The sequence below is a fragment of the Enterobacillus tribolii genome, from assembly GCF_003363015.1.
Taxonomy (GTDB): Bacteria; Pseudomonadota; Gammaproteobacteria; order Enterobacterales; family Enterobacteriaceae; genus Enterobacillus; species Enterobacillus tribolii.
In genome coordinates this window covers 189,215-202,991 of sequence record NZ_QRAP01000005.1, presented here as the reverse complement: position 1 = coordinate 202,991, position 13,777 = coordinate 189,215, and the positions used below count along the sequence as shown (strand labels likewise).

Here is a 13,777-nt window from a genome sequence, read left to right as displayed (position 1 = left end):
GCATGAAACTTTATAATCTGAAAGATCACAACGAGCAGGTCAGCTTCGCACAGGCGGTAAGAAAAGGGTTAGGTTCGCAGCAGGGGCTGTATTTCCCGCTGGAGTTGCCGGAGTTTGAATTAACGGAGATCGATCGTCTGCTGAAGCTGGATTTCGTCACCCGCAGCGCGCAGATCCTCGGTGCTTATCTGGGCGATGAGTTCTCCGAAGAGACGCTGAAAAAGCGGATAGGGGCGGCGTTTACTTTCCCTGCGCCGGTCGCAAAGGTTGAACCGGATATTTATTCTCTTGAGCTGTTTCACGGCCCGACGCTGGCATTCAAAGATTTCGGCGGTCGTTTTATGGCGCAGATGCTCCAGGAAGTGGCCGGCGGCGAGCCGGTGACCATTCTGACCGCGACATCCGGCGACACCGGCGCGGCGGTGGCGCATGCGTTTTACGGCCTGGAAAACGTGCGGGTGGTGATCCTTTATCCGCGCGGCAAAATCAGCCCGTTGCAGGAGAAATTGTTCTGTACGCTGGGCGGCAACATTCAGACCATTGCCATCGAGGGAGACTTTGATGCCTGCCAGGCGTTGGTGAAGCAGGCGTTTGACGATGAAGAGCTGAAAACGGCGATTGGGCTGAACTCGGCGAACTCTATCAACATCAGCCGGTTGCTGGCTCAGGTATGCTATTACTTCGAGGCGGTGGCGCAATTGCCTCAGGAGGCCCGCAACCAGCTGGTGGTGTCGGTGCCCAGCGGTAACTTCGGCGATCTGACCGCGGGCCTGCTGGCGAAATCCCTCGGCCTGCCGGTGAAACGCTTCATTGCCGCAACCAACGCGAATGATACCGTGCCGCGCTTCCTGGCCAGCGGCGCATGGCAGCCGCATGCGACGGTGGCGACGTTGTCGAATGCGATGGACGTCAGCCAGCCGAACAACTGGCCGCGCGTGGAGGAACTGTTCCGCCGTAAGATTTGGCAACTGAAGGATCTGGCGAGCGGTGCGGTTTCTGACACGGTCACCAAAGATACCGTGCGCGAAATGGCGATGTTGGGCTACATTTCCGAGCCGCACGCGGCCATCGCTTACCGTTTGCTGCGCGATACGCTCCAGCCGGGCGAATTCGGCCTGTTTCTGGGTACGGCGCATCCGGCTAAGTTTAAGGAAGTGGTGGAAGAGATATTGCAGCGTGAAATTTCGCTTCCTGCCGAGCTGGCCGAGCGGGCGGATATGCCGCTGCTGTCGCACACAATGCAGCCGGATTTCGCGCAGTTACGCACGTTCCTGACGCAGAAAGCCTGAGTATCCTGATTATCCCGGCCAACTGGCCGGGATAACCCGATCAGCGTTCGTGACGTTTAAAGATTAACTCGCGGGCCGCTGACGTCTCTTTCTCACTGTCGAAAAAGTATCCTGCCGAGTCAAAATCCTTCAGCTGTTCAGGTTGGGTCAGGCGGTTTTTGATAATGAAACGGCTCATGAGTCCGCGCGCTTTTTTGGCATGGAAGCTGATGACTTTAAACTGGCCGTTCTTCTCATCCAGGAATACGGGTTTAATCAGCGACCCCTTCACCTTGGCCGGTTTGACCGCCTTGAAGTATTCGTCAGAGGCCAGATTGATCAGGATATCGTCTTTTTGCGCCAGCAATGCCTGGTTCAGTTTTTGCGTCGGTACGTCGCCCCAGAAGCTATAGAGATCGTCGCCGCTGTCGTTGTGCAGTTTGATGCCCATTTCCAGGCGGTAAGGCTGCATCAGGTCAAGCGGACGCAGCACGCCGTAAAGCCCTGACAGCATCCGCAGGTGCTGCTGAGCGAAATCAAAGTCCTCTTCGCTGAAATCCCCAGCCTGTAACCCGGTATAGACGTCGCCCTTGAACGCCAGCAGGGCTGGGCGGGCGTTGTCCGGCGTGAAGTCGGGATGCCATTCTGCAAAGCGCGCCGCATTCAGCCCGGCCAGTTTATCGCTGATTTTCATCAGGCTGGCGATCTGGGCCGGGGTCAGCTTACGGCAATATTTCATCAGCCGGGCAGAGTAGTCGAGCAGTTCCGGCTGGGTATAGCGGGAAGTCGGAAGCGGGCTTTCGTAGTCCAGCGTTTTGGCCGGTGAAATGATGATCAGCATGGCGGCGTCCTGTAATGCGAATTTGATGCATTACTGTAACAAAAACGTGCGGGAAGGGGGATCTATCGTTTTGATAGGATAAGGGGCGGCCTGTGCCGCCCTACTGGTGATTTAATCCCAGATCCCCGGCTCGACCTGCGGCTTGAGATCGGGGAACTGGTTAATATCGAATACCGGCATTTTACCGAGCTGGCGCTGACGGTTGTAGTCATGGCACAGCCGGAGGGCGACGCCGGAAAGCAACAAGATGGCGATGAGGTTGCAGATGGCCATCAGCGCCATGGAAACGTCCGCCATTTTCCAGACCAATGGCATTTCGGCCAGCGCGCCGAACATCACCATTCCGAGCGCGCCGCAGCGAAAGAGCAGCAGTCCGCTGGTGTGGTTGTGCTCCAGAAACACCAGGTTATTTTCGGCATACGCGTAATTCGCGATGATAGAGGTAAAGGCAAAAAAGAAAATCGCCACGGCGATAAAAATATTCCCCCAACCGCCTACCGCCATGGACATGGCCTTTTGCGTAATTTCGATACCTTTAATGCTGCTGATGCCGTCATTCAACAAACCGGAAGAGAGAATGATGGCTGCCGTGGCGGTGCAAATCACGATGGTATCGATAAAGACGCCGAACATTTGCACGAACCCCTGTGAGGCGGGATGAGGCGGATACGGATTGGCGCAGGCCGCCGCGTTGGGGGCTGAACCCATGCCGGCTTCGTTGGAAAACAGGCCGCGTTGCACGCCTATGCTCAGCGCCTGGGATATCGTGTAGGCCGCGGTGCCGGTAACCGCCTCCTGCAGGCCGAAGGCGCTTTTGAAAATCAGCATCAGAATCGCGGGGAGTCTGTCCAGATGCTGGCCGGTAATCCACAGCGCAAGCAGCAGGTAGGCGATAGCCATTATCGGGACGATTTTTTCTGCGGTTTTTGCTACCGCGCGCAACCCGCCAAAAATCACCAGGCCGCTGAGTATCATCAGCCCGAGGCCAACATAGGCCGGATTCAGGCCGAACGCCATATAGCTGGCCTGGGCGATAGCGTTGGCCTGCACCGCATTGAACACCAGGCCGAAAGCGATGATCAGGAAAACGGAAAACAGTACGCCCATCCAACGCATACCGAGGCCGCGTTCCATGTAGTACGCAGGGCCGCCGCGGTAGTTGCCGTGCTTATCTTTCGTTTTATACAGCTGGGCGAGGGTGCTCTCAATAAAGGATGTCGACATACCGATCAGGGCGACCAGCCACATCCAGAAAATGGCGCCGGGGCCGCCTGCCGTCAGCGCGATGGCCACGCCCGTCAGGTTGCCGGTACCTACGCGCGCCGCCAGGCTGGTGCAAAGCGCCTGAAAAGAAGAGATACCGGTGCCGCTGACATTATTGCTGTTCCTGAGAACCGAAAACATGTGGCCGAAATGGCGGAGTTGAATAAAACGACTGCGGAGCGTGAAGTAAATTCCGGACCCAAGTAATAAATAGATAAGTACGGAGCCCCAGAGAATGTTGTTGATAAGATTGACCAATTCGACCACTGACGATTTCCTTTTTGCTCTGGCTTTTTCATGGTGCTCACACACGGCAAGTAATAAAGCGGCAGTTGCCGACCTTACGACAAGCGGATTATACCATGAATAAGATAATCCTTAGTTAATATGACGTATGATGCAAAAACAATACGTTATTATTTCTTTTTTGTCTGAATAAACAGACGGATTTCACTGGCAAAATGGTTTTACGCGTCTTCTTGTTATCGTGATAACAAAACCGATAAAAGTGATAGGTTTTATGGCAGATTTCGTGCCTTGCGCATGCGGACGCGCGTGTTATCATCTCTTTCCAGGCAAGTCATAGCAGCCAACACTTCAGATACCGGGCGGTGTTATTGTCTTAACAGGCCCGTAATCATGGCTTTATGCTCCAACTAATGGAAACGCTAATCATGACCGATAAATTGACCTCCCTACGCCAGTTGACCACCGTTGTTGCCGATACCGGCGATATCGCCGCGATGAAGCTGTATCAACCCCAGGACGCGACGACCAACCCTTCCCTGATTCTGAATGCCGCTCAGATCCCCGAATACCGCAAGCTGATTGACGAAGCAATCGCCTGGGCGCGCGGGCAGAGCAGCGACAAAGCGCAGCAGGTGGTGGACGCGACCGATAAACTGGCAGTAAACATTGGTCTCGAAATTCTGAAGCTGGTTCCGGGCCGTATCTCAACTGAAGTTGACGCGCGCCTTTCCTACGACACGGTCGCCAGCGTGGCGAAAGCCAAACGCCTGATTAAACTCTACAATGACGCCGGCATCAGCAACGATCGCATTTTGATCAAGCTGGCCTCCACCTGGCAGGGCATCCGCGCTGCGGAGCAACTGGAAAAAGAAGGCATCAACTGTAACCTGACGCTGTTGTTCTCCTTCGCTCAGGCCCGCGCCTGTGCTGAGGCGGGCGTATACCTGATTTCGCCGTTCGTCGGGCGTATCCTGGACTGGTACAAAACCAACACCGACAAAAAAGAGTATGCGGCTCACGAAGATCCGGGCGTGATTTCCGTTTCCGAGATTTATCAATATTACAAAGAACATGGTTATGAAACCGTGGTGATGGGCGCAAGTTTCCGTAATATGGGCGAAATCCTGGAACTGGCGGGTTGCGACCGTTTGACCATTGCGCCTGCGCTGCTTAAAGAGCTTTCTGAAACTCAGGGAAGCGTGGAGCGTAAACTGGGATTCAGCGGCAGCGTGAAAGCGCGCCCGGAAAAACTGACGGAAGCCGCTTTCTACTGGCAGCATAACCAGGACCCGATGGCGGTGGATAAACTGGCCGAAGGGATCCGTAAGTTCGCCATCGACCAGGAAAAACTCGAGAAGATGATTGCCGACCTGCTGTAATAACGGCATCAGGTAAATCTTCAGAATTGAAAAAACCGGCTGCGGCCGGTTTTTTATTCATTCCCCTTGTATTCATTAATGAAAATCATTGTACTTCAGCACATTTTTCTGTATTCGTTGCTCTGCAATGGGAATGTTCTGTATTTGAAATCACAAAAATGGAACATTTTTCCACCCTTATCGCTTTACGGTTAAATCCTCACACTGAAAAGAGTGTAGGTTTGTCAGGCGAACGTATTAGAAATTTTGTTGTATGGACATCCCGGCCAGACGGCCGGTATTTCCTTTTCCTTCTGGCCTTGTATCGATCAGGGAAGTCCCGATATGCCGGTGACAGATTTTTATTAAGGAATTTCCTTGATGTACGATTTCATCATTGTGGGTGGCGGTATTGTTGGCCTTTCCACGGCTATGCAACTCATCGCTGCCTATCCTGAAGCCCGCATTGCTTTACTTGAAAAAGAGGCGCGGCTGGCCCGCCACCAAACCGGCCGCAACAGTGGTGTGATTCATGCGGGACTCCATTATTTACCGGGCAGCCTGAAAGCGCGTTTTTGCCGTACCGGGAATATGGCGACCCGGAGATTTTGTGACGATCATAACATTCGCTATGACATCTGCGGCAAGCTGCTAGTGGCGACCAATGCGGTTGAAACGGAACGCCTGCACGGATTGCATGAGCGCGCGATGATCAACGGGTTGGGATGTGAATGGCTCGACGCCGGGCAACTGAGCGAGCGGGAACCCAATATCAGGGGGAAATGCGGCCTCTTTTCCCCTGACAGCGGCATCGTGGATTATGCTGAGATGGCGCAGGTCATGGCGCGCACGTTTTGCCAGGCGGGCGGGGAGATCTTCTATAACGCGCAGGTCCGGTCGCTGAATGAAAACCTGAAAGGCGTTTTGGTCAGCACCACGCTGGCGGAGTTTGAAACCCGCTATCTGGTGGGCTGCGCCGGCCTGATGGCCGACAGGCTGGTCAAAATGCTGGATATCGATCCCGGTTTTACCATCTGCCCGTTTCGCGGTGAGTATTACCGCCTTTCTCCGCAAAATAATCGTCTTATCAATCACCTGATATATCCGGTTCCCGACCCCGCCCTGCCGTTTCTGGGGGTACATCTGACGCGGACGATGGACGGCAGCATTATTGTTGGCCCCAGCGCGGTATTGGCTTTCAAGCGGGAAGGGTATCGCCGGCGTGATTTTTCTTTATCGGATATGCTGGAGCTGGCCGGGATGCCGGGCGTGCGCCGTGCATTACGGCGGCATATGCGTACCGGAATTCATGAAATGAAAAATGCGCTATGCGTACACAGCTATTTAAAAGCGGTGCGGCGATATTGCCCGTCAATCTCTCTTCAGGATTTGCAGCCTTGCCCTTCCGGCGTTCGGGCGCAGGCGATAGCCCGGAGCGGGCAGGTTATCGATGACTTTCTGTTCGTGACGACCCGCAGAACGGTTCACGTTTGTAATGCGCCGTCACCGGCGGCGACTTCCGCAATTCCTGTTGGCGGGCACACCGTCGGTAAAGTCAGGGCGATGCTGCAGGCGCATGCCGAAACCATGCGCCGCCTGCAATGGGTTGGCTGAGGTTTTACGCTCATCAGGAGGCCGGAGGTACGACCGGTTTTGCCTCATTCGTCGGTTAGGTTTACCCTGAAGGATGTAGCAATCGACATATTAAGGAGGACCGGAGTATGTGGAAAAAACACGTTGCCGCCGTATTTCTTGATTTGGACGGTGCCCTGTTGGACACGGGGGCGGAGATTGATCAAATCTGGCGCCAGTGGGCACAACAGCGCGGCCTGGATTTTTCATCCTTCGCTCACCGTATTCACAGCCAGCGGATCCAGGAGATCCTGAAATCCGTTGATCCGCAGCTTAATGCTGACAATGAAAGCCATGCCCTGGAGGCGGCGCTGTATGACGCTGCCGGGCGCTACAGCAAGCTGCGCGCCGGCGCCAGAGCGCTGCTGGATGCGTTGGCCGGTACCCCCTGGGGCGTGGTGACTCAGGCGTCGGGGAACGTGGCGCACGCGCGCATGGCGCAGGCCGGCCTGGAAGCGCCGCCTCTGCTGGTCGGCGCGGAACAGGTCACCAGCGGTCGGCCCGATCCCGAACCTTACCTGATGGCGGCTCGCTACTATCAGGTCGATCCGCGGGACTGCCTGGTGATCGAAAGCGATGAAAACGGTATTCGTGCGGCGAGAGCGGCGGGAATGACGGTGATCGCACTGGCGGATCGTCTGCCGCGTCACCATTTACAACGTGCGAATGTGGTGATTGGCAACTGGCATAGTATCATTCTGCACTCTCAACAAGTTGGCCCCGGACAGCAGGGGATATGGGTAGAGGTTGTAGTATGAATACATTACGCATAGGTCTGGTTTCTATCTCCGATCGCGCTTCCAGCGGGGTTTATCAGGATAAAGGGCTGCCAGCCCTGAAGGCATGGCTGGAGAAAGCCCTGGCGACGCCGTACCGCGTGGAGACGCGGTTGATTCCCGATGATCAGGTGATGATTGAACAGACGCTGTGTGAGCTGGTGGATGAAATGGGTTGCCATCTGGTGTTGACGACCGGCGGTACGGGGCCGGCCCGGCGCGACGTCACGCCGGATGCGACGCTGGCGGTGGCTGACCGGATAATGCCGGGATTCGGCGAACAGATGCGTCAGATTAGTCTGCAATTTGTGCCGACGGCGATTTTGTCGCGTCAGGTGGGCGTGATTCGTAAACAGGCGTTGATTATCAATTTACCGGGGCAGCCGAAGTCAATTCAGGAAACGCTGGAAGGCCTGAAAGATGCGGAAGGCAAAACGATCGTCCACGGAATTTTCGCCAGTGTGCCGTATTGCATCCAGTTGCTGGAAGGGCCTTATGTGGAGACGCACCGCGACGTAGTAGCAGCTTTTCGTCCCAAAAGTGCAATGCGTGAAACAATAAACTAAAGTTAGAAAAATCGCGGAATATGATTCATTCCCGCTGGTGTGTGTTAATTGTGACGCTATAGTCATTATTGCTTTACGGAGAGTAAGGCATTTATTTATTAATGCACACTGGTATATTTTGGAAATCTATGAATGAACTGCATAACCGCCGCCTGAACCGGCAGGACTATAAAACACTGACGCTGGCCGCCTTAGGCGGGGCGTTAGAGTTCTATGATTTTATCATCTTCGTTTTTTTCGCTGCCGTTGTCGGCGATCTCTTCTTTCCTGCGGACATGCCTGAATGGCTGCGCCAGGTGCAGACATTCGGGATTTTTGCCGCAGGTTATCTGGCCCGGCCGCTGGGCGGCATTATCATGGCGCATTTCGGCGATCTGGTTGGGCGTAAAAAAATGTTCACCCTCAGTATATTACTGATGGCATTGCCGACGCTGGCGATGGGGATGCTGCCGACTTATCAGAGTATCGGCATTGCCGCACCGCTGCTTCTGTTGCTGATGCGCGTATTGCAGGGGGCGGCGATCGGTGGTGAAGTGCCGGGCGCCTGGGTATTCGTGGCGGAACACGTGCCGCGCCGGCGCGTGGGTTTTGCCTGCGGCACCCTGACCGCGGGGCTGACGGCCGGGATCCTGCTGGGTTCGCTGGTGGCGACGTTGATCAATACCGTGCTGACGCAAGCGCAGATCGCCGACGGCGGCTGGCGTATTCCGTTCTTCCTGGGCGGGATTTTCGGCCTGTTCGCCATGTACTTGCGCCGCTGGTTGCAGGAAACGCCGATCTTTACCGAAATGCAGGCGCGCAAAGCGCTGGCTGAGGAACTGCCGCTGAAGTCGGTGGTGATGAATCACCGTAAAGAAGTGATCGTCTCCATGTTGCTGACCTGGCTGCTTTCTGCGGGGATCGTGGTGGTGATTCTGATGACGCCGACCTATCTGCAAAAGCAGTTTGCCATTCCGGCGGCGCTTTCGTTGCAGGCTAACAGCATGGCGACCGTCGCGTTGACCCTGGGATGTATCATCTCGGGCGCTATTTGCGACAGGCTGGGCGCCAGTAAAACGTTTATCGGCGGAAGCGTGCTGCTGGCGGTATGCAGCTGGATGTTCTATCACTCCGTTGCCCGCGGGATAGGCGACGTTCAGCTCTTCGCCAGCTATGCCCTGGCAGGATTCAGCGTGGGGATAGTGGGCGCGGTGCCTTACGTTATGGTGCGTGCGTTCCCTGCCGAAGTGCGGTTCAGCGGCATTTCATTTTCGTATAACGTGGCTTATGCCATTTTCGGCGGGCTGACGCCTATCTTCGTGACGTTAATTATGAAGCTCACGCCGATGGCGCCGGCCTATTATGTTCTGGCGCTGTCGTTGGTCGGGCTGGGATTGGGGCTTTATCTGGCGCGCGATCTCAACAGCGAGGCCGCAAGGGAAGTCGGGATGGTAGCGACGGATCGATAGTTGCTGAGGACAGAATAAAAAAACCGCCGTGACCGGCGGTTTTTTTTCGGGTGAACGAAGCTTACTTACACTTGCATTCGCCGATAGGTAATACGGTGCGACCCGCCTGCTCATTGAGCACTTCCGCCATGGCCAGGTAGATAGCGCTGGCGCCGCAGATAATGCCTTCATAGCCGGCGAATTGCAGCAGCCCGGCGTTACCGGTGATGTTTCCCCAGGCCAGCAGGAAGAACAGCACGGTCAGGCTGGCGAACACGAACTGCAATGCGCGGTTGGCGCGCAGGGTGCCGAAGAACATGAACAGGGTGAATACGCCCCACAGCGCCAGGTAGGTGCCGAGGAATTTACCGTCGGTCGCTTCCGCCATGTCCATCCGCGGCAGCAGCAGAATACCGACCAGGGACAACCAGAAACAGCCGTAAGACGTAAACGCCGTTACGCCGAAGGTGTTGCCTTTTTTATATTCCAGAATACCGGCAAAAATCTGCGCCAGCCCGCCATAGAAGATCCCCATGGAAATGATGACGGAAGTCAGGGGGAAGTATCCCGCATTGTGCAGGTTCAGCAAGACGGTGGTCATCCCGAAGCCCATCAGTCCTAACGGACCGGGATTCGCCAACTTGTTGGTTTGCATAAAGCCTCTGGTAGTAAGAGAAATGATTAACTCAGGCAGAATCACGTTTCTGCATTTTATAAAGCGCGCCGCGATTCGCGAAGCCGCATGAGATCGGGCGCGCGGCATAATAATGAGGAGCGGCGCATGAAACAATGATCTGATAAGCCTAAAAATAAGATTTTTTTTCAATCTCCCCCTTGATGCCGGTTTGGATGGCCCCATGTTACTTACAACGCAGTTGCTTGCCGTATGAAACGTGAAGATAAGGCGGTTGAAAACACAGAATCCGTCCCCACTTACGGTAGCAATGATATGAATAACGATTTTTTAGTGGAGACATTCGATGGGCAAAATTATTGGTATCGACCTGGGTACAACCAACTCTTGCGTCGCCATCATGGATGGCACTCAGGCTCGCGTCCTGGAAAACAGCGAAGGCGATCGTACCACGCCTTCTATCATCGCCTACACGCAGGACGGTGAAATCCTGGTAGGGCAGCCGGCTAAACGTCAGGCCGTCACTAACCCGCAGAATACCCTGTTCGCTATCAAGCGTCTGATTGGTCGTCGTTTTGAAGATGACGAAGTGCAGCGTGACAAAGCGATCATGCCGTATAACATTATCGCAGCTGACAACGGCGATGCCTGGGTAGGCGTTAAAGATCAGAAACTGGCTCCGCCGCAGATTTCCGCCGAAGTGCTGAAGAAGATGAAGAAAACGGCAGAAGACTATCTGGGTGAACCGGTGACCGAAGCGGTGATTACCGTTCCGGCATACTTCAACGATGCGCAGCGTCAGGCAACGAAAGACGCCGGGCGTATCGCGGGTCTGGAAGTTAAACGTATTATCAACGAACCGACTGCGGCCGCGCTGGCTTACGGTCTGGACAAAGGCGTTGGCAACCGCACTATCGCGGTATACGACCTGGGTGGCGGTACGTTCGATATCTCCATCATTGAAATCGACGAAGTTGAAGGCGAAAAAACGTTTGAAGTGCTGGCCACCAACGGGGATACCCATCTGGGCGGTGAAGACTTCGACAGCCGTTTGATCAACTACCTGGTTGATGAGTTTAAGAAAGAGCAGGGTATTGACCTGCGTAACGACCCGCTGGCGATGCAGCGTCTGAAAGAAGCGGCTGAGAAGGCGAAAATCGAGCTTTCTTCCGCACAGCAGACCGACGTGAACCTGCCGTACATCACAGCAGACGCCACCGGTCCGAAACACATGAACATCAAAGTGACCCGCGCTAAGCTGGAATCTTTGGTTGAAGATTTGGTTTCCCGTTCTCTGGAACCGCTGAAAGTTGCGCTGAAAGATGCCGGGCTGTCTGTTTCTGACATTGACGACGTTATCCTGGTCGGCGGTCAGACCCGTATGCCGATGGTGCAGAAGAAAGTTGCAGACTTCTTCGGCAAAGAGCCGCGTAAAGACGTGAACCCGGACGAAGCAGTGGCGATTGGTGCGGCGGTTCAGGGCGGCGTACTGGCCGGTGATGTGAAAGACGTGTTGCTGCTGGACGTTACCCCGCTGTCACTGGGTATCGAAACCATGGGCGGCGTGATGACCCCGCTGATCACCAAAAACACCACCATCCCGACCAAGCACAGCCAGGTGTTCTCAACGGCGGAAGATAACCAGTCTGCGGTGACGATCCATGTGCTGCAGGGCGAGCGTAAGCGTGCAGGCGACAACAAGTCCCTGGGCCAGTTCAACCTGGACGGCATTCAGCCGGCAATGCGTGGTATGCCGCAGATCGAAGTCACCTTTGACATCGATGCGGACGGCATCCTGCACGTATCGGCGAAGGACAAGAACACTGGCCGTGAGCAGAACATCACCATCAAAGCTTCTTCCGGTTTGAACGAGGAAGAAATTCAGAAAATGGTGCGTGATGCGGAAGCTAACGCAGAGTCGGATCGTAAGTTCGAAGAACTGGTTCAGACACGCAACCAGGCGGATCAGCTGATCCACGGTACGCGTAAACTGGTTGAAGAAGCGGGTGAAAAATTGCCGGCTGACGACAAAACGGCGATCGAAGATGCGCTGAAAGCGCTGGAAACCGCAGTGAAAGGCGAAGATAAAGCTGAGATCGAAGCGAAAATCCAGACGCTGGTTCAGGCATCCGGCAAGCTGCAGGAGTTCGCTCAGCAGCAGGCCCAGGCCGGCGGCGCGCAGGCTGATACCAGCGCTCAGAAAGAAGACGATGTGGTTGACGCCGAATTCGAAGAAGTGAAAGACAAAAAATAATCGCCCTTAAGCGGGCGTGGTAGCCGGGTGCTACCAGAACCGGCACGGGCGCAGAGGCAACTCTTCGCCCGTGCACTTTTGTTAAGGGTTGAGAAATAATGGCGAAAAAAGACTATTACGAGGTTTTGGGCGTATCCCGTACCGCGGATGAGCGCGAAATCAAAAAGGCCTATAAACGCCTGGCTATGAAATATCACCCCGACCGCAATCAGGGGGATAAGGATGCGGAAGCCAAGTTCAAGGAAATCAAAGAGGCCTATGAAATCCTGACGGACGATCAGAAGCGCGCCGCTTATGATCAGTACGGACATGCCGCATTCGAACAAGGCGGTATGGGCGGTGGCCCCGGCGGTTTTGGCGGCGGCGCTGACTTCAGCGATATTTTTGGTGACGTATTCGGCGACATTTTTGGCGGCGGTCGCCGTCAACGTGCGACGCGCGGCGCCGATTTGCGTTACAACATGGAGCTGACGCTGGAAGAAGCGGTTCGCGGCGTTACCAAGGAAATCCGCATTCCTACGCTGGTAGAGTGTGATGTTTGCCACGGCAGCGGCGCCAAAAAAGGCAGCGAGCCGGTTACCTGCCCGACCTGTCATGGCGCGGGCCAGGTGCAGATGCGTCAGGGCTTCTTTACCGTTCAGCAGCCATGTCCGCATTGTCACGGGCGCGGGACGATCATTAAAGATCCCTGCACCAAATGTCACGGTCATGGTCGCGTAGAAAAATCCAAAACGCTGTCGGTGAAAATTCCGGCGGGCGTGGATACCGGTGACCGCATTCGTCTGGCAGGCGAGGGCGAGGCTGGGGAACACGGCGCACCGGCAGGTGATTTGTATGTTCAGGTTCAGGTAAAAGCACACCCGATTTTTGAGCGTGAAGAGAATAACCTGTACTGCGAAGTGCCGATCAACTTTGCGATGGCGGCATTGGGCGGCGAAATTGAAGTGCCGACGCTGGATGGCCGCGTGAAGCTGAAAGTTCCAGCGGAAACCCAGACCGGCAAGCTGTTCCGTATGCGCGGCAAAGGGGTGAAATCGGTGCGCGGCGGCAGCCAGGGCGACCTGTTGTGCCGGGTGGTGGTTGAGACGCCGGTTAACCTGAATGAGAAGCAGAAAGAGTTGCTGCGAGAGCTGGAAGAGAGCTTTGGCGGACCGGCCAGTTCTAAAAACAGCCCGCGTTCTAAGAGCTTCTTTGACGGCGTGAAGAAGTTTTTTGATGATTTAACGCGCTAAAAATCAAAAGCTCAGCATTGATGATGAAAGCCGGGGATGTGTAAGCATCCCCGGCTTTTTTCTGCCATCACGCACCATCATTAGCCCATTATGATGTGTGATGATGTTTTTTTACGGCTTTATTCTTTTGTTAGTAAGATTTATGGAAGTGATGCTGTTATTGCGCCAACGCTCGGCCAAGAGTGTTCATTTTATGGTTAACTTATGGTTTTTTATGACAAATAATTTATGTTGGCTGAGTGTTTAGCTATATAGATATGAGCGGGTTAACCTCATG

The 13,777-nt window shown here is 54.8% G+C and carries 11 protein-coding genes; 8 read left to right on the top strand and 3 right to left on the bottom strand.

The features are described 5' to 3' along the window. Nucleotides 1–2: 2 nt before the first annotated feature. Nucleotides 3–1,289 (top strand): threonine synthase, encoded by a 1,287-nt coding sequence (gene thrC / locus C8D90_RS12160; protein ID WP_115458719.1) that lies wholly within the window; start codon nt 3–5, stop codon nt 1,287–1,289. A gap of 40 nt (nt 1,290–1,329) precedes the next feature. Here thrC and yaaA read toward each other — a convergent pair whose 3' ends face one another. Next, nucleotides 1,330–2,109: a peroxide stress protein YaaA gene (gene yaaA, locus C8D90_RS12155; RefSeq protein ID WP_115458718.1), complete on the bottom strand. Its 780-nt coding sequence runs from the start codon at nt 2,107–2,109 to the stop codon at nt 1,330–1,332. A 111-nt stretch (nt 2,110–2,220) separates the two neighbouring features. After that, on the bottom strand, nt 2,221–3,639 hold the full coding sequence (locus C8D90_RS12150) for an alanine/glycine:cation symporter family protein (RefSeq protein ID WP_115458717.1): 1,419 nt from the start codon (nt 3,637–3,639) through the stop codon (nt 2,221–2,223). Between the two features lie 407 nt (nt 3,640–4,046). Here C8D90_RS12150 and tal point away from each other — a divergent pair, with 407 nt between their 5' ends. From tal to C8D90_RS12125, 5 genes are all read left to right on the top strand, one after another. Continuing rightward, nucleotides 4,047–5,000, top strand: a complete 954-nt coding sequence (gene tal / locus C8D90_RS12145) for a transaldolase (protein WP_115458716.1) — start codon at nt 4,047–4,049, stop codon at nt 4,998–5,000. Between the two features lie 360 nt (nt 5,001–5,360). Then, the gene (gene lhgO, locus C8D90_RS12140; RefSeq protein WP_115458715.1) at nt 5,361–6,593 is read left to right on the top strand and encodes an L-2-hydroxyglutarate oxidase; all 1,233 of its coding nucleotides are present in this window, start codon (nt 5,361–5,363) and stop codon (nt 6,591–6,593) included. A 107-nt stretch (nt 6,594–6,700) separates the two neighbouring features. Then, entirely contained in the window at nt 6,701–7,369 is a 669-nt protein-coding gene (locus tag C8D90_RS12135) for an HAD family hydrolase (protein ID WP_115458714.1), read from the top strand. Next, nucleotides 7,366–7,953, top strand: coding sequence for a molybdopterin adenylyltransferase (gene mog / locus C8D90_RS12130; protein WP_115458713.1), 588 nt, complete (start codon nt 7,366–7,368; stop codon nt 7,951–7,953). Before C8D90_RS12135 ends, mog begins: the two co-directional genes overlap by 4 nt. Nucleotides 7,954–8,081: 128 nt before the next feature. Next, on the top strand, nt 8,082–9,401 hold the full coding sequence (locus C8D90_RS12125; RefSeq protein ID WP_115458712.1) for an MFS transporter: 1,320 nt from the start codon (nt 8,082–8,084) through the stop codon (nt 9,399–9,401). Between the two features lie 61 nt (nt 9,402–9,462). Here the strand turns inward: C8D90_RS12125 and satP are convergent, their stop codons facing one another. Beyond that, nucleotides 9,463–10,035, bottom strand: coding sequence for an acetate uptake transporter (gene satP / locus C8D90_RS12120; protein ID WP_115458711.1), 573 nt, complete (start codon nt 10,033–10,035; stop codon nt 9,463–9,465). A 325-nt stretch (nt 10,036–10,360) separates the two neighbouring features. Here satP and dnaK point away from each other — a divergent pair, with 325 nt between their 5' ends. Next, on the top strand, nt 10,361–12,268 hold the full coding sequence (gene dnaK, locus C8D90_RS12115) for a molecular chaperone DnaK (RefSeq protein ID WP_115458710.1): 1,908 nt from the start codon (nt 10,361–10,363) through the stop codon (nt 12,266–12,268). A gap of 98 nt (nt 12,269–12,366) precedes the next feature. After that, complete coding sequence (dnaJ, locus tag C8D90_RS12110) at nt 12,367–13,500, top strand: molecular chaperone DnaJ (RefSeq protein ID WP_115458709.1); 1,134 nt, start codon at nt 12,367–12,369, stop codon at nt 13,498–13,500. Nucleotides 13,501–13,777: the final 277 nt, after the last annotated feature.

Bases quoted from the DNA above. Each gene is read 5' to 3' on its own strand.
- thrC (WP_115458719.1), top strand. From the start codon at position 3: ATGAAACTTTATAATCTGAAAGATCACAACGAGCAGGTCAGCTTCGCA.
- yaaA (WP_115458718.1), bottom strand. From the start codon at position 2,109: ATGCTGATCATCATTTCACCGGCCAAAACGCTGGACTACGAAAGCCCG.
- tal (WP_115458716.1), top strand. From the start codon at position 4,047: ATGACCGATAAATTGACCTCCCTACGCCAGTTGACCACCGTTGTTGCC.
- lhgO (WP_115458715.1), top strand. From the start codon at position 5,361: ATGTACGATTTCATCATTGTGGGTGGCGGTATTGTTGGCCTTTCCACG.
- C8D90_RS12135 (WP_115458714.1), top strand. From the start codon at position 6,701: ATGTGGAAAAAACACGTTGCCGCCGTATTTCTTGATTTGGACGGTGCC.
- mog (WP_115458713.1), top strand. From the start codon at position 7,366: ATGAATACATTACGCATAGGTCTGGTTTCTATCTCCGATCGCGCTTCC.
- C8D90_RS12125 (WP_115458712.1), top strand. From the start codon at position 8,082: ATGAATGAACTGCATAACCGCCGCCTGAACCGGCAGGACTATAAAACA.
- satP (WP_115458711.1), bottom strand. From the start codon at position 10,035: ATGCAAACCAACAAGTTGGCGAATCCCGGTCCGTTAGGACTGATGGGC.
- dnaK (WP_115458710.1), top strand. From the start codon at position 10,361: ATGGGCAAAATTATTGGTATCGACCTGGGTACAACCAACTCTTGCGTC.
- dnaJ (WP_115458709.1), top strand. From the start codon at position 12,367: ATGGCGAAAAAAGACTATTACGAGGTTTTGGGCGTATCCCGTACCGCG.